This is a genomic window from Methylobacterium sp. AC832 (assembly GCF_979256025.1).
The window spans coordinates 497,337-518,683 of record NZ_CEEDMV010000001.1; the positions used below are offsets into that span (position 1 = coordinate 497,337).

19 protein-coding genes and 1 tRNA gene are annotated in these 21,347 nt (G+C 65.5%); 11 read left to right on the top strand and 9 right to left on the bottom strand.

The window, feature by feature from the left end; all coding sequences use genetic code 11:
- Positions 1–122: 122 nt before the first annotated feature.
- Positions 123–1,439, top strand: coding sequence for a UDP-glucose dehydrogenase family protein (locus AC0IXR_RS02320; RefSeq protein WP_471759614.1), 1,317 nt, complete (start codon positions 123–125; stop codon positions 1,437–1,439).
- A 13-nt stretch (positions 1,440–1,452) separates the two neighbouring features.
- Here AC0IXR_RS02320 and AC0IXR_RS02325 read toward each other — a convergent pair whose 3' ends face one another.
- Positions 1,453–2,454, bottom strand: a complete 1,002-nt coding sequence (locus AC0IXR_RS02325; protein WP_471760225.1) for a calcium-binding protein — start codon at positions 2,452–2,454, stop codon at positions 1,453–1,455.
- A gap of 185 nt (positions 2,455–2,639) precedes the next feature.
- Positions 2,640–4,616 carry an acyl CoA:acetate/3-ketoacid CoA transferase gene (locus AC0IXR_RS02330; RefSeq protein ID WP_207410065.1) on the bottom strand — a complete coding sequence of 659 codons (1,977 nt, stop codon included), beginning with the start codon at positions 4,614–4,616 and terminating at the stop codon, positions 2,640–2,642.
- Positions 4,617–5,128: 512 nt separating this feature from the next.
- On the opposite strand from AC0IXR_RS02330, the gene AC0IXR_RS02335 reads away from it, so the two are divergent.
- Positions 5,129–6,049, top strand: a complete 921-nt coding sequence (locus AC0IXR_RS02335; protein ID WP_471759615.1) for a bestrophin family protein — start codon at positions 5,129–5,131, stop codon at positions 6,047–6,049.
- A 23-nt stretch (positions 6,050–6,072) separates the two neighbouring features.
- Here the strand turns inward: AC0IXR_RS02335 and AC0IXR_RS02340 are convergent, their stop codons facing one another.
- The gene (locus AC0IXR_RS02340) at positions 6,073–7,218 is read right to left on the bottom strand and encodes a type II asparaginase (protein ID WP_471759616.1); all 1,146 of its coding nucleotides are present in this window, start codon (positions 7,216–7,218) and stop codon (positions 6,073–6,075) included.
- Positions 7,219–7,560: 342 nt separating this feature from the next.
- On the opposite strand from AC0IXR_RS02340, the gene AC0IXR_RS02345 reads away from it, so the two are divergent.
- From AC0IXR_RS02345 to AC0IXR_RS02360, 4 genes are all read left to right on the top strand, one after another.
- Entirely contained in the window at positions 7,561–8,028 is a 468-nt protein-coding gene (locus tag AC0IXR_RS02345; protein WP_056423669.1) for a MarR family winged helix-turn-helix transcriptional regulator, read from the top strand.
- Positions 8,029–8,425: 397 nt separating this feature from the next.
- Positions 8,426–8,914 carry an NUDIX hydrolase gene (locus AC0IXR_RS02350; RefSeq protein WP_056423671.1) on the top strand — a complete coding sequence of 163 codons (489 nt, stop codon included), beginning with the start codon at positions 8,426–8,428 and terminating at the stop codon, positions 8,912–8,914.
- A gap of 60 nt (positions 8,915–8,974) precedes the next feature.
- A tRNA-Thr gene (locus AC0IXR_RS02355) sits at positions 8,975–9,049 on the top strand.
- 428 nt (positions 9,050–9,477) lie between these two features.
- On the top strand, positions 9,478–10,074 hold the full coding sequence (locus tag AC0IXR_RS02360; RefSeq protein ID WP_471759617.1) for a hypothetical protein: 597 nt from the start codon (positions 9,478–9,480) through the stop codon (positions 10,072–10,074).
- A gap of 75 nt (positions 10,075–10,149) precedes the next feature.
- Here the strand turns inward: AC0IXR_RS02360 and argB are convergent, their stop codons facing one another.
- Positions 10,150–11,061, bottom strand: coding sequence for an acetylglutamate kinase (argB, locus tag AC0IXR_RS02365; protein WP_056431748.1), 912 nt, complete (start codon positions 11,059–11,061; stop codon positions 10,150–10,152).
- A gap of 224 nt (positions 11,062–11,285) precedes the next feature.
- On the opposite strand from argB, the gene AC0IXR_RS02370 reads away from it, so the two are divergent.
- A complete protein-coding gene (locus AC0IXR_RS02370; RefSeq protein ID WP_056431752.1) occupies positions 11,286–11,549 on the top strand; it encodes a hypothetical protein in 264 nt (87 codons plus the stop codon).
- A gap of 196 nt (positions 11,550–11,745) precedes the next feature.
- Complete coding sequence (locus AC0IXR_RS02375; RefSeq protein ID WP_471759618.1) at positions 11,746–12,021, top strand: hypothetical protein; 276 nt, start codon at positions 11,746–11,748, stop codon at positions 12,019–12,021.
- Positions 12,022–12,138: 117 nt separating this feature from the next.
- Here AC0IXR_RS02375 and AC0IXR_RS02380 read toward each other — a convergent pair whose 3' ends face one another.
- Complete coding sequence (locus AC0IXR_RS02380) at positions 12,139–12,930, bottom strand: MOSC domain-containing protein (RefSeq protein ID WP_471759619.1); 792 nt, start codon at positions 12,928–12,930, stop codon at positions 12,139–12,141.
- Between the two features lie 202 nt (positions 12,931–13,132).
- On the opposite strand from AC0IXR_RS02380, the gene clpB reads away from it, so the two are divergent.
- The gene (gene clpB / locus AC0IXR_RS02385) at positions 13,133–15,763 is read left to right on the top strand and encodes an ATP-dependent chaperone ClpB (protein WP_471759620.1); all 2,631 of its coding nucleotides are present in this window, start codon (positions 13,133–13,135) and stop codon (positions 15,761–15,763) included.
- Positions 15,764–15,891: 128 nt separating this feature from the next.
- Here the strand turns inward: clpB and AC0IXR_RS02390 are convergent, their stop codons facing one another.
- Positions 15,892–16,215, bottom strand: coding sequence for a hypothetical protein (locus AC0IXR_RS02390; RefSeq protein WP_471759621.1), 324 nt, complete (start codon positions 16,213–16,215; stop codon positions 15,892–15,894).
- Between the two features lie 222 nt (positions 16,216–16,437).
- Here AC0IXR_RS02390 and AC0IXR_RS02395 point away from each other — a divergent pair, with 222 nt between their 5' ends.
- Positions 16,438–17,919 (top strand): short-chain fatty acid transporter, encoded by a 1,482-nt coding sequence (locus tag AC0IXR_RS02395; RefSeq protein ID WP_056452022.1) that lies wholly within the window; start codon positions 16,438–16,440, stop codon positions 17,917–17,919.
- A gap of 80 nt (positions 17,920–17,999) precedes the next feature.
- Here the strand turns inward: AC0IXR_RS02395 and AC0IXR_RS02400 are convergent, their stop codons facing one another.
- The gene (locus tag AC0IXR_RS02400; RefSeq protein WP_471759622.1) at positions 18,000–18,587 is read right to left on the bottom strand and encodes a hypothetical protein; all 588 of its coding nucleotides are present in this window, start codon (positions 18,585–18,587) and stop codon (positions 18,000–18,002) included.
- A gap of 529 nt (positions 18,588–19,116) precedes the next feature.
- Here AC0IXR_RS02400 and AC0IXR_RS02405 point away from each other — a divergent pair.
- A complete protein-coding gene (locus AC0IXR_RS02405; RefSeq protein ID WP_471759623.1) occupies positions 19,117–20,124 on the top strand; it encodes a calcium-binding protein in 1,008 nt (335 codons plus the stop codon).
- 147 nt (positions 20,125–20,271) lie between these two features.
- Here AC0IXR_RS02405 and AC0IXR_RS02410 read toward each other — a convergent pair whose 3' ends face one another.
- Positions 20,272–20,685, bottom strand: coding sequence for a DUF423 domain-containing protein (locus tag AC0IXR_RS02410; RefSeq protein ID WP_461221082.1), 414 nt, complete (start codon positions 20,683–20,685; stop codon positions 20,272–20,274).
- Positions 20,682–21,332 carry a ribosome biogenesis GTP-binding protein YihA/YsxC gene (gene yihA / locus AC0IXR_RS02415; protein WP_056432386.1) on the bottom strand — a complete coding sequence of 217 codons (651 nt, stop codon included), beginning with the start codon at positions 21,330–21,332 and terminating at the stop codon, positions 20,682–20,684. Before yihA ends, AC0IXR_RS02410 begins: the two co-directional genes overlap by 4 nt.
- Positions 21,333–21,347 lie beyond the last annotated feature (15 nt).

A 21,347-nucleotide genomic window follows, 5' to 3' on the forward strand; every position in this document is an offset into this window, starting at 1 on the left:
CATCCTCCCGGTCCGGTGGGGCCGAGGGTGGCAAGCGCCCGATCCGTCATGGATCTGTCACCGCCGGCGGCGAGAGACGGTTGGTCGAGACGCCCGATCGAGGCGGCCGAGGAGAGAGCCTGATGAAGATCGCGATGATCGGCGCGGGGTATGTCGGCCTGGTCTCCGGTGCGTGCTTCGCCGATTTCGGCCATACGGTCTGTTGCGTCGACAACGATCCGGCCAAGATCGAGGCGCTCGAGCAAGGGCGTATCCCGATCTTCGAACCGGGCCTCAATACGCTGGTGGCCGACAATGTCCGCCAGAACCGGCTGACCTTCGCCACCGACCTGACGAGCGCGGTCGCCGCCGCCGACACGGTGTTCATCGCGGTGGGCACGCCGTCCCGGCGGGGCGACGGCTTCGCCGATCTCTCCTACGTCTATGCGGCGGCCCGTGACATCGCCGCCGCGCTCACCGGCTATACCGTGGTGGTGACCAAATCCACGGTTCCCGTCGGCACCGGAGACGAGGTCGAGCGCATCATCCGCGAGGCGCGGCCCGATGCCGATTTCGCCGTGGTGTCGAACCCCGAATTCCTGCGCGAAGGCGCGGCGATCGGCGATTTCAAACGGCCGGACCGCATCGTCATCGGGGCGGACGATGCCCGCGCGGCCAGCGTCATGAACGAGGTCTACCGCCCGCTCTATCTCAACCAGGCGCCGATCCTCGTCACGGGCCGCCGCACGGCGGAACTGACGAAATACGCCGCCAACGCGTTCCTCGCCACCAAGATCACGTTCATCAACGAGATCGCCGATCTCTGCGAGCAGGTCGGCGCCAACGTCCAGGAGGTCGCGCGCGGCATCGGCCTCGACAATCGCATCGGCTCGAAATTCCTGCATGCGGGGCCGGGCTATGGCGGCTCGTGCTTCCCCAAGGATACCCTGGCGCTGGTGAAGACCGCGCAGGATTGCGGCACGCCGATCCGGCTCGTGGAAGCGGTGGTCGCCGTCAACGACCAGCGCAAGCGGGCGATGGCGCGCAAGATCGTCACCGCCTGCGGCGGCTCGGTGAGGGGCAAGACCATCGCGCTCCTCGGCCTCACCTTCAAACCGAATACCGACGACATGCGCGACGCGCCGTCCCTCTCCATCGTCGCCGGCCTGCAGGATGCCGGCGCCCGCATCCGCGCGCACGACCCGGAGGGGATGGAGGGCGCGAAGCACCTGATGCCGGACATCGCCTATGCGGACGACCCCTATTCCTGTGCCGAAGGGGCGGACGCCCTCGTCATCGTCACCGAGTGGAACGCCTTCCGCGCGCTCGATTGGGCGCTGCTCGCCGAGAGCATGGCCGCCCGGGTGGTAGTGGACCTGCGCAACGTCTACCGGGGCGAGGACGTGGCCCGCCACGGCTTCCACTATGTCGGCATCGGCGTGCCGACGCCGGAGGCGTGAACCGCCCGCGGGATCAGAGGATGAAGTCGCTCGCCTGAAGGCCGCCGACGATGGCCTTCAGCAGGATCTGGAAATCGGCCCGTCCGTTCCCGTCGACATCGCCTTCGAGGAACGTGGAGCTTCCGGACACCCGCATATGCAGGTCGCCGGCTTGGGCGAGGGCGGCATCGCCGATGAAGGTGAAGCCCTGGTCGCCCTCGGCACCGGTCACCGCCTGGATCGCCGAGAGGTCGATCCGGTCCTGGCCCAAAGCAAAATCCGTGATCGTGTCGTAAGTCTTGCCGGCAAGGCTGTCCGAGATGGCCCGGAAGGCGAAGAGGTCGTTGCCGACGCCGCCGGTGAGCGTATCCTTACCCGCGCCGCCCACGAGGATGTCGCTGCCGCCCCCGCCCTTGAGCTTGTTCGCCGCATCGTTGCCGAGAAGCACGTTGTCGAGCGTGTTGCCGGTGCCGTTGATGGCCGCGTTCCCCGTCAGGGTCAGGTTCTCGATGAACTGCTTACCGAGGGAGAAGGAAATGGAGGCTTCGACGCGGTCGCTGCCCGCCATCGGACGCTCGAACACCCGGTCGCCGATATTGTCGAGGATGTAGACGTCGTCGCCACCGCCACCGGTCATCGAATCCGCCCCGGCATAGCCATCGAGGAGATCGGCGTATTTCGATCCGGTGAGGGTGTCGTCGCCCGACAGAATCGCGGCTCGAACGGTCCCGGCATCCTGCTCGCGATAGAAGAGGGCTTGTTCGGCCGTGATGGCGAGCCCCTGGATCTCCAGGAGGGTACTGGCGCCGTAGAACAGGGTGACGCCATTGGTCACGCCCGTGACGGGGTAGGGGCCGGCCTCGTAGGAGAACCCGGAGCCGACGATGTCGAAGAAGATATCCTCGCTCAGCGAGGCGCGAAAACCCGTCTCGACCTGATGGGAATAGCTGACCTGCTCGTCATACGAATAAATGTCGATCGTATGCGCATCCAAGGGCAGCGAGGATTTGATCGTAACTACGGACGCGTTCTCCATCACCTTGCCCGCCCGTTCCCCGAGAGGAGCGGGCGGTGTCGATGATGTGATTGCAACCGAAACCTGAGAAAGGCTTAAGGCCGAGCATCCGCCCTGTGGGCGGAGCGGTCGGTCGCCGCAGCATGACGCTGCACTTCATCCCGAGCGGCACGCCGCCTCCGAGCCTTGCCCGGAGGTGGCATTTCTCACGCCGCCGCGTCGATGGCCGTAGAGGCGCGCCGCACCTTGCGGTCCATGCCGTCGAGGAAGGCGTGGGCGTCTTCCTTACGCTCGAAGACATGCGGGGCGAGGCCGCGATTGTTGAGCGCTTCTTCCATCTTGAGACGCAGGAAGGCGCTCGTCGCGTAGCGCGTGGTGGTGAGATAGTAGTTCGCCGACAGGTATTGGATCATGCTGGCGTAATCGTCGTACAGGTTCTCGTTGATGCGAAACCCGTCATGGTTGACCACCGAGTTGACCCGTTGGCCGGCCTTCTTGCAGGCATCGACCAGGACCTTGCGCAGGTCGTCGATGTCGCTCTTGATGCGGGCGTGCCAGCCTTCGAGGTTGAGGAAGAGGATGTTGCGCTCGGCGTCGTAGCTGACCCGTTCCGGCAGGTTGAGGTTGAGGAGATCCGAGAGCAGTTCCATCGGCTCGTCCCGGAACAGCCTCGCATCCATCTGCGCCGGGTGCTTGATGATCGGCATGAAGCCCATATGGGGCAGGATATCGCGCTCGATATCGATGCCGGGTGCCACCTCGATGAGTTCGAGTCCTTCGTCGGTGAGCTGGAAGACGCAGCGCTCGGTGACGTAGATCACCGGCTGAGAGCGCTTCTGTGCATAGGGGCCGCTGAAGGTGATCTGCTCCACCTGGGGCAGGAACTTCTGCGAGCGTCCCTCGGTGACGATCTTCAGCTTGCCGTCTTCGATCGTGGTCTCAAGGCCGCCCACGGTGAAGGTGCCGGCGAAGACCACGCTCCGCGCGTTCTGGCTGATGTTGATGAAGCCGCCGCAGCCGTTGAGCTTGCCGCCGAACGCGCTGGTGTTGACGTTGCCGTGCTGGTCGCACTCGGCCATGCCGAGACAGGTCATGTCGAGGCCGCCGCCATCGTAGAAGTCGAACATCTGGTTCTGGTCGATGACGCAATCGGCATTCGTCGCCGCGCCGAAGCTCGACCCGGACGCGAGAACGCCGCCCACGGCCCCGGCCTCTGTGGTGAGGGTGATGTAGGGCGTCACCTTCTCCTCGTTGGCCACCGCCGAGATCCCCTCGGGAGCGCCGACGCCGAGATTGACCACGCCGTTCGGCGGCAATTCGAAAGCCGCGCGGCGGGCGATGATCTTGCGGGCGTCGAGCTTCATCTTCTTCATGCCGCTCACCGGCACGCGGATCTGGCCGGCCAGCGCCGCGTCGTGCTGTACGCCGTAATTCATGCGGTGCATCTCGGGCTCGGCCAGCACCACGCAATCGACGAGGATGCCCGGCACCCGCACGTCCTTGGGCAGCAGGAAGCCGTCATCGACGATGCGCTCCACCTGCGCGATGACGATGCCGCCATTGTTTCGCGCGGCCATGGCCTGGGCCAGGCAGTCGAGGGTGAGAGCCTCCTTCTCGAAGGAGATGTTGCCGGCCGGGTCCGCCGAGGTGCCGCGGATGAAGGCGACGTCGATCTTGGTGGCGGTGTAGAACAGCCATTCCTCGCCATCGACCTCCACGAGCTTGACGATCTCGTCCGTCGTCACCTCGTTCACGCGGGCGCCGCCATGGCGCGGATCGACATAGGTGTGCAGGCCGACCTTCGAGAAGAGGCCGGGCTGCCCGGCTGCGCAGGCGCGGTAGAGCTGCGAAATCACGCCCTGAGGCAGGTTGTAGCCGACGATCTTGTTGTCCTGGGCGGCCTTGGCCACTTTCGGCATCCGACCGAAATTTGCGGCGATGACGCGCTTCAGCAGGCCCTCGTGGTGGAGGCGGCCGGTGCCGAGGCCTTTGCTGTCGCCGGCGCCGGCGGTCATGATCAGGGTCAGGCCGCGCGGGGCGCCCGTGTCGACGAAGCGCTTCTCCAGGGCGGCATGGAGCGCCTCCGGGATGCAGCTCTGAACGAACCCCGTCGTGGTGACGACGTCGTCGTGCCGGATGAGGGCGATCGCCTCCTCGGCCGTGATCACCTTATTTTTCTTCATCGACCGGTCTATCCTCAGAGCGCCTCCCGCATCCCGGCCCTAACGCAAGTGATATTTTGCATAATGCCGTGGATGAGGAAGTCTTGTTTGGCGCAGGCAGCGTAAAGATACGGTCCAGTTTTCGCAAGGGTCCGGTCTAGCGCTAGTCGCGGCGTTCGCGTCTTGTTGCAGTGCAGCGTTGGCCCGAGTTTTCATGTCCGGACTGCCGGCATTTCCAGTGATCAGTGAGGATTGCGTCTAATCCTGAGGGCTCGCCGTCATTGGTTGAACACTTGTGCGGTGCGGGAAGGTCGAAAGTATTCAACATTTCGAATTTTGGTGGCGATTCGTTCCACCGTTGTCGGTCCCAACCTCGTGTCTCTCATTCGAACGCACGACGTTGGGGCGGTTCGTCGCTGGTCCGCGTTCGTCACGAGAGCTTGCCTTGCCGGGAGCCGCCAGGTGACGCAGGCTCGGGGATGCCGGTCCTTGGCCTCGACCGGTGATCCCCCCAACGAAACCATAAGTCGTCGATGATCGTCCGTTCGCGTCCCAATCTCATGGCGGTGCTTTTCACGCTCCAGGGCTCGATCCTGCCGCGGGTCGCGCTGAAGGTGAGTTTCATCACCGTGGCGGCCATCGTCGTCGTGGCTGTCGAGCGGGCTTGGCCCCATCCTTTCCCGATGAGCGCGGGGATCGGGCCCTTCACCCTGGTCGGGCTGGCTCTCTCGATCTTCCTGAGCTTCCGCAACGGCGCCTGCTACGACCGCTGGTGGGAGGCGCGCAAAGCCTGGGGAACGCTGATCCTCGAAGCGAGGGCGTTCGCCCGGCTCCTGACGGCGCTCCTGCCCGACGAGCGGCACGACGCGTTGCGAAGCCGCGCACTGAAACGCGTGATGGGCTTTGCCAAGGCCCTCCACGCGCAAATGCGGCGCGAGGACGAGGTGGCGGCCGCAACCCCCTGGCTGTCCGAGGCGGAGGCCGCGCCCCTTCGCGACCGCCCGAGCATCGCCGACGCCGTGCTCGTGCACCTCACGGCCGATCTCGGACGAACACAGCGGGCCGGTGCTCTGACCGACATCCAGTTCGGCTTCCTCGAGCAGAAGATCGCGGCCCTCGGCCAGGTCCAGATCGTGTGCGAGCGCATCCAGGGCACCCCGCTGCCCTTCGCCTATACCCTGCTTCTCTACCGGACGGCCTGGATCTACTGCCTGCTCCTGCCCTTCGGTCTGGCGGGCACGCTGGGCTGGGTGACGCCGCTCGTGACGGCACTCGTCGCCTATACGTTCTTCGGCCTCGATGCCCTCGGAGACGAGTTGGAGGACCCGTTCGGCACCGAGCCCAACGATCTCCCCCTCGACGCGCTGGTCCGCGTCGTGGAGGGGATCGTCCTCGACGCATTGGGTGAACCCGCGCCGCCGCCTCTCGCGCCGGAGGGCTTCCTCCTGCGCTGAGGCGTGGCGCGAGCGGTGTGGGCTCAGTACTCCCAGAAGATCCGCTGAAGCTCCTTGGTGTCCTGCGTCTTCGTCAGGGCCACGGCGGCGAGGATCTTGGCCTTCTGCGGGTTGAGGTCGTGGGCGACGACCCAATCGTACTTGTCGTCCGGCTGCTCGGCATTGCGCAGGACGAAGCCGTCGCCGACGCGGGACGAACGGATGATCTGCACGCCCTTGGAGCGGATGTCCTTCAGGGTGTCGACGAGGTAGCCAGCCACCGAGCCGTTGCCGGTGCCCGCATGGATGATGGCCTTCGCGCCCGTGGCGACGGCGGAGGTGTAGGGCTCGGGATGCATGTTGCCCGAGCCGTAGACGATGGCGACGTCCGGCAGGGTATCGATGGAATCGATGTCGAACTCGGAAGTGGTGCCGTGGCGCTTCACCGGCGCGCGGAACCAATAGGTCTTGCCCTCCACCACCATGCCGAGGGGGCCCCACTGGCTGAAGAAGGCCGAGGGCTTGATGTTGACGCGCTTGGTGGTGTCGCGTCCGGCCTGGATCTCGTCGTTCATGGTGAGGAGCACGCCCTTGGCGCGGGCATCCTTCGCCCCAGCCACCACCACGGCGTCGAGGAGGTTGAGCGCGCCATCGGCCGAGATCGCCGTGGAGGGCCGCATGGAGGCGACCATGACGATGGGCTTGTCGGTCTTGACCACGAGGTCGAGGAAATAGGCCGTCTCCTCCACGGTGTCGGTACCGTGGGTGATGACCACTCCATCCACGTCGTCGCGTTTGACCAGGGCGGAGACCTGCTTGGCGAGCTGAATCAACTGTGCGTTGGTGAAGCTCTCCGAGGCGATCTGGAACGCCTGCTCGCCGCGTACCTCAGCCACCTGTGCGATGGCCGGCACGGCGGCGATGAGCTTATCCACCGGAACCTTCGCCGCCTGATAGGTGGCGCTGTTGGCGGCATCCGCACCCGCGCCCGCGATCGTGCCGCCCGTGGCGACGATGACCACGCGGGGCTTTGTCGTCGCGGCCGGGGCCGCCGCTTCACCAGGTTTGGCCGGTGGCGGGCCTTCGAGAGCGATGGCTGGGAGCGGCGCGAGGGACAATCCGACGCTCAGAGCCAGGGCGAAGGCTATCGGACGACCGGTGGGCCGGTAAGCGGGAGGAACAAGCTGCATCGTGGTATCCTGTCACAGGCTGGAAGACGGCATTGTGGCCGCTCCCCCCGCTCACGCCCAGGCCAAAAAGGCGGCGGTCACAGGCTGTTCCGGCGTCATTCCTTCGACATCGTAACTGGAGGGGCGATCCTGCTGCCCGGCTTGTCTGATCCGCCGCCCGCGATCGAAGCATGGGTCCGCTTCACCGATCGGGTAAATGCTTGCAATCGGAATGAAATGGCGAGACTTTCGTGTTGTGGGCTGTCACGGCCCGGTACGACGTACGAGACCCAAGCGCGAGGAACCGATGACGCCGCTTGGGCATCGCGCCGGCCTGATCCGGGGATAGATCGCGTGGTGTATATGGTCGACGCTCCGGAGGAGCATACAGGCTCCACGACGGACCCTTTGCTGCTCGATAATCAGCTCTGTTACGCCCTCTACGCTGCCGCTCACCGGATCACCCGATCCTACCGCCCGATGCTGGAGCGGATGGGGCTGACCTACCCGCAATATCTGGTCCTCCTCGTCCTCTGGGAAACCGACGGCGTCACGGTGTCGGATATCGGTCGCCGGCTGCGTCTCGATTCCGGAACCTTGACGCCCGTTCTCAAGCGGCTCGAAACCGCAGGTTTCCTGATCCGTCACCGGCGACAGAGCGACGAGCGCGAAGTTGAGATCCAACTGACCCAGCAGGGGCGCGACTTGCGGGCCGAGGCACGGCTCGTGCGGGAATCGGTGATGTGCCAGCTCAACATGTCGGAGCCGGAGGTGCAGGCTATGCGGGCCGACCTGAACGCCCTGATCGAGAACCTGAGCGTCGCCGGCTGAAGGCCGTCTCCGGCATAGCGGAGACGCCGTTCGGTCTGCCGACCGTCGTGGTCGCACTGTCACAATCGCGCTGTACGCTCCGTTCCGATATCATCTTATTATCCTATGCTATCGATATGGTTTGCCGGATAAGTTTTACCTTGAGGTAAGCGTTCATTTACCGTTAAAGGCCGGCCACGTCCGGCATCGTGCCATGCGGCGCATCGGGACTTCCCTTTCTCTCCGCCTGCCCGTTCCCGCGTGCCGGTCCTCACGCCACAGGGCAGGGGTGTTCGATGACCTGGTTGTCGAAAGTTCCGAATTTGATCGTCGAGGCAGGGAAGCGGCGGGCCGCTGAACTCGAACCGATCACGCGCGGATCCATCGAACCCACGCGGCATCGCGGCGTTCCCCTTCCATGAGTTCAGCCCTGGTGGAGAGTGAGACGGAGCCCCGGCGTCAGGTCGGCGCCTTGCCGTTCCGGCGTCTGTCGGATGGTGGGTTCAAGATTCTCCTGATCACCTCACGTGAGAGCCGCCGCTGGGTGATCCCGAAGGGCTGGCCGATGAAGGGGCGCAAGCCCTACGAGGCCGCCGCTCGCGAGGCCTATGAGGAGGCCGGGCTTCTAGGCGAGATCGGCAAGAGGCCGCTCGGCTTCTACCTTTATGAGAAGCGGCTCAAGAGCCGTGATTTCGTACTCTGCCAGGTGAAGGTCTTTCCTCTGGAGGTCCGCAAGCAGCTGAAGCACTGGCCGGAACGGGGCGAGCGCGAGGATCGCTGGTTCACACCCTCCGACGCGGCCGAGGCTGTCGCCGAATCCGGCCTCGCCGGTATCATTCGCGCGGCGTGCAAAAGGGACACAGGGCTGCTTGTTTCACCAGCAACGATCAAAGGCGGCGAGAAGTGATTGCCAAGCCGCGTTCGATCCGCTAACTCCCCGCTCGTCGCCGACGCGTCGCGACGATCGGCTGCTGTAGCTCAGTGGTAGAGCACCTCATTGGTAATGAGGAGGTCGACAGTTCAATCCTGTCCAGCAGCACCATTTTCCCTAAAAAACCCAGCGTTCGTGCTGCGTCTCCCGCGACTAGGCTTCGTTGCTGGTTGAACGACTTTCGGGCGCGACAGCTTCATTTCTACCTACCGATTCACGTCTTCCAACAGCCTTCACGTGACCGTGCATAGCGCGGTGCCGGAGACGGCAGCATTCGCATCTTCGCCTTTGGTCACGCCTCAGCGAGGGGCATGTTTGAAAAAGGCAGGCCGGTCCGACCACTCTTGGCGCTGCCTTGACGCTGTCGCGGCCCAGGGGATAGGGCTACGCCCCGTTGCGGCAGCCAGGCTGCTTGAGTGAAGGCTGAATGTGGTGCGCGGCGGTGCCGCGGGTTTCTCGACAGGGCGGCTCCGGACATGGAAGCGGCGGTGCGAACGGTTGCACGCGCGGCGCCCTAGATCGATCGAGAGGGTTTCATTGTGAGCTTTGAGCCGGACCATAAGGCACTGGCGATTTCCGGCGCCGATGTTGCCAGCGAGCGGCCCCCGGCCGACGCGGATTCGATCATCGCCGCCTTGGAAAGGGCAGCCGTTGCAGCCTCCGTGTCCCCGCCGTCGCGCAAGATGGTGGGCATGGCCAAGCGTCTCCTGGTCGAACTGCGCGCCTCTTGCCGGGGTCGGGCCGATGCCAAGCCGATGATCCTGCGTGGCCGCACCGCTCTCAAAGAGGTTGAGGCTGCGTACCGGCCCAACGAGGCGGATGTGACGAAGGATACGGTTTCCGCCGAACGTCGCGCTGCGAAGGCCGAAACAGCGAGCCGCCGCGTGGCTGAAGGCGAGGAGGTCTTCGCTCAGAATGCCGAACGCATGCGCAAGATCGTCGGCGCGTTGATCGCTGCCTCCAAGACCGAGGATCCCAGCCGCTTCACGGTCCAGGCCACCTTGTGCCAGCAGATCTGGGACGAGATTGGTCCGGCGGGCGCGGAAGGACCTGCCCTCACCAGGGCTTATCGTAAGGCGACGGCCGCGTTCTGGGCCAAGGCCGGTGTGCCGGATCCCGGCGAGGCCGAGAAATGATGACGTTTTGAGATCCCGGCGGCCGCGAGGATGCCGCGCCCCGGGACGTAGGGGTTACGTCCCGGGGCTTTGTGCTCAGGCCCGGCGGATCAGCGTACCGGCGCCGTGGTCGGTGAAGAGTTCGAGCAGCACGGCATGGCTCACCTTGCCGTCGAGGATCACGACCGCCTCGACGCCCTGTTCCAGCGCGTAGATACAGGTCTCGATCTTCGGGATCATCCCGCCCGTGATGGTGCCGTCGGCGATGAGGCGGCGGCAATCCTCCAGGGTGAGGTCGGTGAGGAGCTTCTTGTCCTTGTCGAGCACTCCCGGCACGTCGGTGAGGAGCAGCAGGCGCTTGGCCCGCAGGGCTCCGGCGATGGCCCCGGCGAACGTATCGGCATTGACGTTGTAGGTCTGGCCGTCGGCGCCGAAGGCGACCGGAGCGAGGACCGGGATCAGTTCCGCCTTCAACACCGCGTCGAGGACGCCGCGTTCCACATGCTCCGGCTCGCCCACGAGGCCGAGATCGATCTCCTTCTCGGTCTGGCTTTCCGGGTCGATCACGGTGCGCGTCGCCTTGCGGGCGCGGACCATGTTGCCGTCCTTGCCGCAGAGGCCGATGGCGCGACCGCCCTCGGCCGAGATCCAGCCGACGATCTGTTTGTTGATCGAGCCGGCGAGCACCATCTCGACCACCTCGACGGTCGCCTCGTCGGTGACGCGCAGGCCTCCACGGAACTCCGACTCGATGCCGAGCCGGCCGAGCATGCGCCCGATCTGCGGGCCGCCGCCATGAACCACGATGGGCTTCAGGCCGGATTGCTCGAGGAGCACGATATCCTCGGCGAAATCTTCCGCCGCGGCGCGGTCGCCCATGGCGTGGCCGCCATACTTGATGACGACGATCTCCTGATCGTAGCGCTGCATGTGGGGCAGGGCCTGGACCAGAACTTCCGCGCGCACATGCACGTTCGGGAGGGCGTCTTTTGCCAGAGATTCTTTCATCGTGAGGCACTGTCCTCGCTACGGCGCCGGATCGGGATGCGCGACGACGCGCTTCTAGCGCAGCGATGTCGCACTGCGAAGCGCCATAGCCGCCAAAGCTCGGAAAAATGGTCCCATCGTGAAAGGCGGATCGGTGGTGAGGACGGCCAGCACCAAGGGGGGCATAACCGTGCGTTAACCCTGTCCTGTGATCCTTTGGAATATTGCACAGGACGCTCCCTCCGATGCTCGCCGCGGATACCACCGTCGCCCGTCCGACCCTCACCGGCCTTCGGAATCTGACCGCCGCCCTCGCCCAGATCGGGAAGGACACCGCCTCTCCCGCAGAAGTCTGGCGCAGACTGACCGACAGCTACGTCGTCGATCTCGATGCCGTCGCCAGCATCCTGCCCCGCGCCGAGCCCGAGCCGACCTGGCTCGTACCTCGTAACGAGGACCGCCTCGTCACCCGCCGATCGCGGGCCGACAATGTATCGCTTCGCGCATGAAGCCGAAGTCTTCGCGCCGTGCATGAGAGCCATGTTCGGCCGGGGCCGAGGCCACCTTGCGACAGGTTTGGCATCTGTCATGCTAGACCAAGTCCAATGAAAAACGACGAGGAACGCTCAGGCAACAATCACGCGGCCGCTCGACGCCTGAGCAACACCGCGGACCTTATTCGCCGAACCGAAAAAGGGGTCCGTCATGTCCGAATTGTTAGCCGTCGCCCTCGTTTGCTCCAGCATGATCGCGGCGCAGGATTGCTCCCGCACCACCGCCCTCGACATCATCGTGTCACCTGCGCACACGCCGATGGAATGCATGATCCACGGCCAGACCATGGCTGCTTCCACCTGGAGCGATGATGGTGAGAAGCGCTACGTGAGGGTGACCTGCGAGCGCCGCCATGCCGATCTTCGCGGCCTGCGCCGGGCGGGCTACGCCGCCGCCATCGTCCTCGTCCCGCGTCACGCGATCTGAGCGATTCCGCCTGGGGGAACGCGACGGTCGATCGCGGCCTCCAGGCCTCGCAACTCTCCCAAGCTGGTTTCGCAGACGTGGCCGCCGCGCTTCTGCGATACGAACCCGTTGAACGCCTCACGCCTCGATCCGGAGCGTCTCGCCCCGTTCGAGGCGGCCCCCATGGAGCACCTCCGCGTAGACCCCGCAATCGGCATGGCCGAGCCGCGTGGAGAGCGTCCGGGGGATCGCGAGGTCACGGATGCCGGTCGCTGGATCGACATTCGTCGCCGCACAGCGCTCCGTCCGCTTCGAGATCCGCAGGCGCACGCCTCCCGCCGTGGCGAGCATGCGCCCGACGAGGTCGAGTTCGGCGAAGGGGGGAAGGCCGGTGAGGTGAAGGTTCGCGCGGAAGCGCAACGGATCGACGGGCGCACCCATCATCTCCTCCGTCGCCGCGACGCTGGCGAGGTTGAGGAGCGAGACGAAGCCGCGTGCTGAATCGGTGAAGCGGAAGCCGTCCGGTGCGGTGAGCAGCCTCGGCGGACCGCGCAGGGCGTCCGCGAATTCGGTACGGAAGAAGGCTTCCACCGCCTCGCGCCCTTCCGGCGTCGAGAGGTTGGCCTCGACGGCGATGCCGTCCCCCTGGCGGATCGTCAGCACCGAGGTTTCGTCGTCGTAGCGCGTAACGAGGCGGGCCAGGGCCTCGTTGCGCATCAGCATCAGGAACTTGATCTTGGGCTGATGCTTCGGTGCGGCCGGATCGAAGCCGGACGGCCCGTTCTCGATGGCGAACAGCCGGTCGCCCGGAAAATAGCGTCCCGCTTCCAGCGTCGCTCCCTCAAGCCCCTCGGGCGAGAGCCCCTTCACGGGGTAGCGGTGGAGCGATTCGAGGCGCAGTTCGGGAAGGCTGGTCGGCGTCGCGGTCATACCGTCAGCCTCACCCGAAGCCATACTCGCGCGCAAGTCCGTGATCGGGTCTTGTGGTGCTCATTTGCAACACTACATCGTAAGCAATCGGCGGCCTTCGCGGCGCCGAGGCTTCCCGGACCATCCGGTCGGGGAGCGACGTCTCGACGGGGCCGCGCCGCTTGGCGGGCGGTGGATCGTCGGCACGGGGGAGAGGAAAGACATGAATTTCGAGATCTATACCGAACGCGCCCGCGGCTTCGTCCAGGCCGCGCAATCCCTGGCCCTTCGCGAAGGCCACCCGCAATTGCAGCCCGGCCACCTCCTGAAGGTGCTCCTCGACGATCCCGAGGGGCTTTGCGCAGGCCTTATCGACCGCGCCGGCGGACAGTCCCGCGTGGCGCTCGCCCAGGTCGAGCAGTGGTTGGCCAAGCAGCCCAAGGTTTCGGGTAATTCCGCGCAGCCCCAGGCGACGCGAGAACTCGTGCGCCTGTTCGACACCGCCGAGAAGGCCGCCCAGAAGGCGGGTGATTCCTACGTCACCGTCGAGCGCCTGCTGCTCGCCCTCGCCGTGGAGAAGGACACCGAATCCGGCCGTGCGCTCGCCGCCGCCGGCGTCACTGCCGCGTCGCTGAACGCCGCCATCAACGCGCTCCGCAAGGGCCGCACGGCCGACAATGCCACGGCCGAGAATGCCTATGACGCCCTCAAGAAATACGCCCGTGACCTCACCGAGGCCGCCCGGGAGGGCAAGCTCGACCCGGTGATCGGCCGCGACGAGGAGATCCGCCGCACCATCCAGGTCCTGTCCCGGCGTACCAAGAACAACCCGGTTCTGATCGGCGAACCCGGCGTCGGCAAGACCGCCATCGTCGAGGGGCTGGCCCTGCGCATCGTCGATGGCGACGTGCCGGAGAGCCTGAAGGACAAGAGCCTGCTCGCCCTCGACATGGGCGCGCTGATCGCCGGCGCGAAATATCGCGGCGAGTTCGAGGAGCGGCTGAAGGGCGTGCTGTCCGAGGTCACTTCGGCCGCCGGCGGCATCATCCTGTTCATCGACGAGATGCACACGCTGGTGGGGGCCGGCAAGGCGGACGGGGCGATGGACGCCTCGAACCTGCTCAAGCCCGCTCTGGCGCGCGGCGAGCTGCATTGCGTCGGCGCGACCACGCTCGACGAATACCGCAAGCATGTGGAGAAGGACGCGGCCTTGGCCCGCCGCTTCCAGCCCGTCTTCGTGTCCGAGCCCACCGTCGAGGACACGGTCTCGATCCTGCGCGGCATCAAGGAGAAGTACGAGCAGCATCACGGCGTGCGCATTCAGGACGCGGCCCTCGTGGCGGCCGCGACTCTGTCGAACCGCTACATCACCGACCGCTTCCTGCCCGATAAAGCCATCGACCTGATGGACGAGGCCGGGTCGCGCCTGCGCATGCAGGTGGATTCGAAGCCGGAGGAGCTCGACAACATCGACCGTGAGGTAGTCCGCCTCAAGATCGAGGGCGAGGCGCTGAAGAAGGAGACCGATTCCGCCTCCCGCGACCGTCTGGTGCGGCTGGAGAAGGAACTGGCCGATCTCGAAGAGCAGTCGGCCGCGATCACCTCTCGCTGGAAGGCCGAGAAGGACAAGCTGGGTGCGGCGGCCGAGCTCAAGAAGAAGCTCGACGAGGCGCGCAACGAACTCGCCTCGGCCCAGCGCCAGGGCCAGTACCAGCGCGCGGGCGAGCTCGCATACGGCGTGATCCCTGGGCTGGAGCGGGAACTCGCCGAGAACGAGGCCGCGGCCGAAACCGCCGTTGCCCGCGACGGTATGGTCGAGGAGGCGGTGACGCCGGCCCATATCGCGGGCGTCGTCTCACGTTGGACCGGCGTGCCCGTGGACAAGATGCTGGAGGGCGAGCGCGAGAAGCTTCTTGGCATGGAGGTCGAACTGGGCAAGCGCGTCATTGGCCAGCGGGAAGCCGTCGAGGCGGTGGCCACCGCCGTGCGGCGTGCCCGCGCCGGCCTGCAGGATCCGAACCGGCCGATCGGCTCGTTCATGTTCCTCGGGCCGACGGGCGTCGGCAAGACCGAGCTGACCAAGGCGTTGGCCGGCTTCCTGTTCGACGACGACACGGCCCTCGTGCGCATCGACATGTCGGAATACATGGAGAAGCATTCCGTCGCCCGGCTGATCGGCGCGCCTCCGGGCTATGTCGGCTACGAGGAGGGCGGTGCGCTCACCGAGGCTGTGCGGCGCCGGCCGTATCAGGTCGTGCTGTTCGACGAGATCGAGAAGGCGCATCCGGACGTGTTCAACGTCCTGCTGCAGGTTCTCGACGACGGACGCCTGACGGACGGGCAGGGGCGGACGGTGGATTTCCGCAACACGCTCCTGATCATGACCTCGAATCTCGGGTCGGAATATCTGGTGGCTCAGACGGAAGGGCAGGATACGGATGAGGTCCGCGACGAGGTGATGGGTGTGGTCCGCCATCATTTCCGGCCGGAATTCCTCAACCGCATCGACGAGATCATCCTGTTCCACCGTCTCCGGCGGTCCGAGATGGGGGCGATCGTCGATATCCAGCTTGGGCGCCTCCAGACCCTCCTCGACGAGCGCAAGATCGCCCTCGACGTGGAGCCCGATGCCCGCGACTGGCTGGCCGACAAGGGCTACGACCCGGCCTACGGGGCGCGTCCGCTCAAGCGCGTCATCCAGAAGGCGGTGCAGGACCGGCTGGCCGAGCAACTGCTCGCGGGCCGCATCCATGACGGCGAGGCGGTGCCGGTCCGGCTCGGCCCATCCGGCCTGATGATCGGCGACGATCCCGCTTTACCGGAGCGGCGTCCGGCGAGTGCCACGCTCAACTGAGGCGAGGTTCGCTTCCATGCTTCCGGCGGGGACCGCCTCCGCCGGAAGCCGATCTCATGGCAGTCGCCACCACCTCTCGGATAACTTCTGAATAGACGGGGTTCCTGGCACGGGAAAGAAAGCGCAGTTCAGCGACCCGAGCCGCGTAGTGCCAGCTTCACGCGCTGTTCGAGCAGGTTCCACCGCGTCGAAACCTCACTTGCTACGCAGCCACCATAGGTCTGTCCTACGAAGAAGCCCTGTTCGGCCCGGTTTCGGCAGTCGAACACAGGTGGCGCCGCCAGGACGACGAGCACAGCACCGGCAATCGCCGCGACGCTGGCAACGAGGCCGAACAGCCAGGCCAGTTGCGAGCCGTGGGTTCTCCTTACGCTGTCAGCAGGACCGGTTTCCGTTCCATCGGTGAGATCACGGAACGGCGCATCCGCATTCGGGCGACGGTCGCGAATCATCTCCTGGACGGATTTGCTCGCTGGCCGTGTCACACGTCATCCCCTGGAAGGATCGCTGCGCATAGTGGGACGAGCGGTACTGAAGGAAGGTTGAAGGCGACCCATCCCCGCCGACTTTAGCTTGGTGACAAGCCAAAAAGCCGGGCTTGAGCCCGCTCCATGTTTGGGCAACATGCACGGCATCGGCTTGGTGGACCAGGCCGGATCACGGCGGGATTTCAGATGTCGGCACCCAGTCCAGAATCCCGCGATCCGGTTCCGTCCAAACCGGGAACCGGCCGCCCCGTCGGCGAAGTCGCCACCGATGGCGCCCTGTCCCGCCTCGGCATCCGCTTCACCGTCTGGGCCGAGCGCTGGTTTCCCGACGCGTTCATCTTCGTGGCCATCGCGGTGGTCATCGTGGCCCTCGGGGCGCTGGCCAACGGCGCGCCTGCGATGACGGTGGCCAAGAGCTTCGGTGACGGGTTCTGGAGCCTGATCCCCTTCACCATGCAGATGGCCTTCGTCACCATCGGCGGCTACGTGGTGGCGACGGCGCCGCCGGTGCAGCGGCTGATCGACCGGCTCGCCCTCGTGCCGAAGACCGGCCGGGGCGCGGTCGGCTTCGTGGCGGCGGCGACGATGCTGTCGTCGTTCCTGAGCTGGGGCCTCAGCCTGATCTTCGGCGGCCTTCTCGCCCGCGCGCTCGCCCGCCGCACCGAACTTCGCATGGATTACCGGGCCGCCGGTGCCGCTGCCTATCTCGGGCTCGGCGCCACCTGGGCCATGGGGCTCAGCTCATCGGCCGCGCAGTTGCAGGCCAATCCCAAGAGCCTGCCGCCGAGCCTGCTGCCGATCACCGGCGTGATCCCGTTCAGCGAGACGATCTTCCTCTGGCAGTCGATGCTGATCGCCCTGATCCTCTTCGTGATCTCGATCATCATCGCCTATGTCTCGGCGCCGCAGCCCGCCACCGCCGTGACGGCCGACGATCTCGGCCTCGACGTCTCGCGCGACAAGCCGGACGAGTCCCGGCCGCAGCAGCCTTCGGAATGGCTGGAGCATTCGCCGATCCTGACCCTGCTCCTCGTCATCATCGCCGCCGGCTGGCTCTACCAGGAATTCGCGCGCCAATCCTGGATCACCGCGATCTCCAACCTCAACACCTACAACCTGCTCTTCCTCACCCTCGGCCTGCTGCTGCATTGGCGGCCGCGGAACTTCCTCGCCTCCGTGGCGAAGGCGGTGCCGGCCACTGCCGGTGTGCTGATCCAGTTCCCCCTCTACGCGGCGATCAGCGCCATGCTGACCAACGCGAAGAACGCGGGCGGTACCTCGGTCTCGGATGTCATCACTCACGCGTTCGTGGCGCTTAACACCACGGGCAGCTTCCCGATTTCCATGGGCGTCTATTCGGCGGTGCTCGGCTTCTTCGTGCCATCGGGCGGCGGCAAATGGCTGCTGGAAGCGCCCTACGTGATGCAGGCGGCCAACGAGCTGCAGGTCCATCTCGGCTGGGCGGTGATGATCTACAACGCTGCCGAAGCGCTGCCGAACCTGATCAACCCGTTCTGGATGTTGCCGCTTCTCGGCATCCTCGGCCTCAAGGCCCGCGACATCGTAGGGTTCAGCTTCCTTCAGCTCATCATCCATCTGCCGGTGGTGCTGTTCCTGCTCTGGGCGCTCGCCTTCACGCTTACCTACCACCCTCCGGTGATGCCGTAGGGGCTGGCCTGTTTCTCGGGCCTGACCCGATTACGTGGCGCGAGCCCGCCGATCTACCGCATAGGACGAGGGGCGGGCTTTCAAGGGCGTCCCTGCGGCGGACCGCCCATGGCGATCACGCCGGCATCGGCGAGGCCCCCAGCCTCGTCGGCGGCCGAGGCCACGAGCGAGAAACTGACCGGCCGCAGCGGACCGCTGTCATGGCCGGTTTCGCCCTCGGACCAGGAGCTGACGGATATCGGCGTGAATGCATCCGCCATACCGCTGCTCGTCAGACCCTCGGCGCGGGCGCGCGCATCGACGCGCTGGAGGAAGCCATCACTTCGCACGCCAAGGCGCATTGGCCGGGCGTCCGGCTCGGCCTGCCAGACCGTACGGATGAGGCAATGCCGGCCGTGTCCGTCCTGCCCCCAGGATGCGACGTAGCGCGGCGATAAAAGCTCCACTGCCTTCTCCCGGTCCGGCGCCAGGCGCGGGATGGTGTCGATCGCCTCGCGTGAGGCGGGCCGCGTCGCGAGCCCCTGGAACGGCGTGCGGCCGTGGCGGATATAACCGAGGCAATCCTCGAAGATGATCCGCATCACCAGCGGCTCGTTCTCCTCGATCGGCGCGGCGCGGACGGGGATGGCCGCGAGGCAGGCGGCGAACAGAATCCAGGGTTTCAGCAAGCGATCCTCCCTCCGGCGCGGGGGGTGAGAGAGCGTATACCATCACCCCCGCAGGCCGATGGCGACGGTGATCTAGAAGGCGGTCACGGCGAACCGGTGCGTCAGCGCCGCTCCGTGATCAGGGCGGTGGTAACGCGGGTGAACGGGATCTCGCTGTAGCCTGTGTCGTCTCGATCCATTCGGATGCCCGGCCGATGGCGTGGAGCATTCAATATTGCCGACTTCACCCTGCCGGTGATGACTGATCCTCTCGTCTGAGCGCCGAGATTTCATGCCCCGCCTATCGGGGTTGGGCACTCCCAAAGGATGATTCCGCGCCGTCCCCTCATTGGGCGAACACCTCGATCCCGTGAAGGAGGCCATCAGGGATAAGGCGTCGAGGGCGTTGAAAACTGCAAACAAAGACCAGATGTCTGATAAATACTTCTATAAATCAAGTATATATTCCGTTATTGCCTGTCTGCCTGCAAAAGGCTAGGCTAGTCATGCAAATCGATCCTCGTTGGAGAATGCGAAGGAAAGGAACGTCATGGCGTATGTAATGGGCACGGGTCAGGCTGATCTCATAGATTACACCACGGGTGTGACTGACGAGAAAGACTATATTCTCGGCTACAGTGGTAACGATGTGATCTACGGTCGAGGCGGGGATGATACCATTTTTGGCGACTCCGATTCGGCAACGAATTATATCGGCAGCGACACCCTCTATGGCGGCGGTGGCAACGATCTGCTGATCGGAGATAACGGCGTCGACACGCTCTACGGCGGATCTGGCGACGACCGGTTCGTCATGCGCTACGACTTGTTCATCGACGACGTTTATGGCCAGTCGGGTACCGATACCCTCGCGTTCTTTGCTTTCGACCGAGCCGCCAACGTCAATCTGAGCCAGAAGTCTTACTTCATCGTCGGCGGTGAAGAAGGCAAGCAAACCGTCTCCGGCGTCGAGAATGTCAGTGGGACCGACCAGAACGATAAACTTACGGGTGATGCCGCCAACAATCTCCTGAGCGGCAACATCGGGGACGACCAACTCAATGGCGGTGCCGGCAACGACACGCTTCAGGGTGGGGACGGGGTGGACCGGGTCGTGGGCGCCAGCGGCGACGATGTCCTTTCGGGGGATGGCTCGTCGGACAAGCTGTTCGGGGGCGAGGGGAAGGACGTACTGAACGGCGGGTCGAGCGCCGACATCCTGTTCGGCGACGCCGGCAACGACTCGCTCCGAGGCGATGACGGCAATGACATGCTGATCGGCGGGACCGGCAACGACAGACTGACCGGCGGCGCCGGCCGCGATACCTTCGTTTTCGATCGGCTCACGGGCAAGGACGTCATCACCGACTTCAGCCCCGGATCGGGCTCGCCCGACGTCATTCGCCTGGAGAAGGATGTGCTGGGCTCCTTTGCCGCCGTGGTCTCTCACGCCGAGAACACCAGCGCCGGCGTCGTCATTCAGTATGACGAGGGCAGCATCAGGCTCGCCGGCCTGCAGGTCGCGGATCTGCACGCGACCGATTTCCTGTTCGTCTGAGTCCCACCCGTAGAACTTCCGTTCTGCTCTAGGGTTCGGAACGAGAGCCGTATGTGAACCGGAACTTTCTCGAGGCACTGCAAGGACCGGGTGCCACTCCGAACCGCCCCTCGACTTTGGACGAACGCGCCCAGGGTCGAGGTGTCGCTAGGATCGAATTGCGGGCGGGTGCTGGCCAAGTGGACCCTGTCGGGTCCGCGCCGGAACGAAAGCGGCCAATGCCGCGACCAGCCAGCCGGCCATGAGGATGACGCCGCCGGTCGGCGCGGCCATCGGAAAGAGGGGAATGCCCTTCAGGGCGCGCAAGGACAGATCACCGGAGAACAGCGCGAGTCCGATCACCAGGGCGGCAGCGGCGACCCGGGTCGTGAGGCGGTGAGTGAGCCCGGTGGCCGTCAGGGCCACGAGTGCGATGATGGCGGGCGCGTGGAACAGCAGAAACTGCGCCGCCGTCTTCAGGCTGTCGGCTCCGGGGATATGGGCCGCGGCCGCGCTAGCGGCGACGCCGAGCAGGCCGGCGAGCGCGCCGAGAGCAAGGAGGGCGCGGTCGAAGCCGGTCATGCGCCGCGCTCGGCCAGGATCCGGGCGACGCTCGCCCGTAGTTCCGGCACGCCACGGTCGTCGCGGCTGGATGTGATCAGGATCTCAGGGTAGGCCGCCGGGCGCTTGGCGATGGCGGAGCGGATGCCGGCAATGCGCGCATCGACTTCGGCCTTCTTCAGGGCATCGCCCTTGGTCAGGACGATCTGATAGCTCACGGCGGCCTTGTCGAGCCCGTCGAGCACGTCGGTATCGATGCTCTTCAATCCGTGGCGGGAATCGATCAGCATGAAGACGCGGGCGAGATTGGCGCGACCCTTGAGGTAGTCGTGGATCAAGTCGGTCCAGGCCTCGACCTTGGTCTTCTCCACGGCCGCGTAGCCGTAGCCGGGCATGTCCACCAGGGTCAGTCGCCCGCCGATATCGAAGAAGTTGAGTTGCTGCGTCCGGCCCGGCGTATGCGACGTCCGCGCCAGGGTATTGCGGCCGGTCAGTGCGTTGACGAGGCTCGACTTGCCGACATTGGAGCGCCCGGCAAAGGCGATCTCGACGCCCTTCATCGGCGGCAGCGCGGCGACGTTCGGCGCGGAGGACAGGAAATCGGCCACTCCCGCGAACAGCAGGCGGCCGGATTCGAGGAGGGCTGCGTCGGCTTCGGGCTCGGTCATCATGGTCTCCGGCTG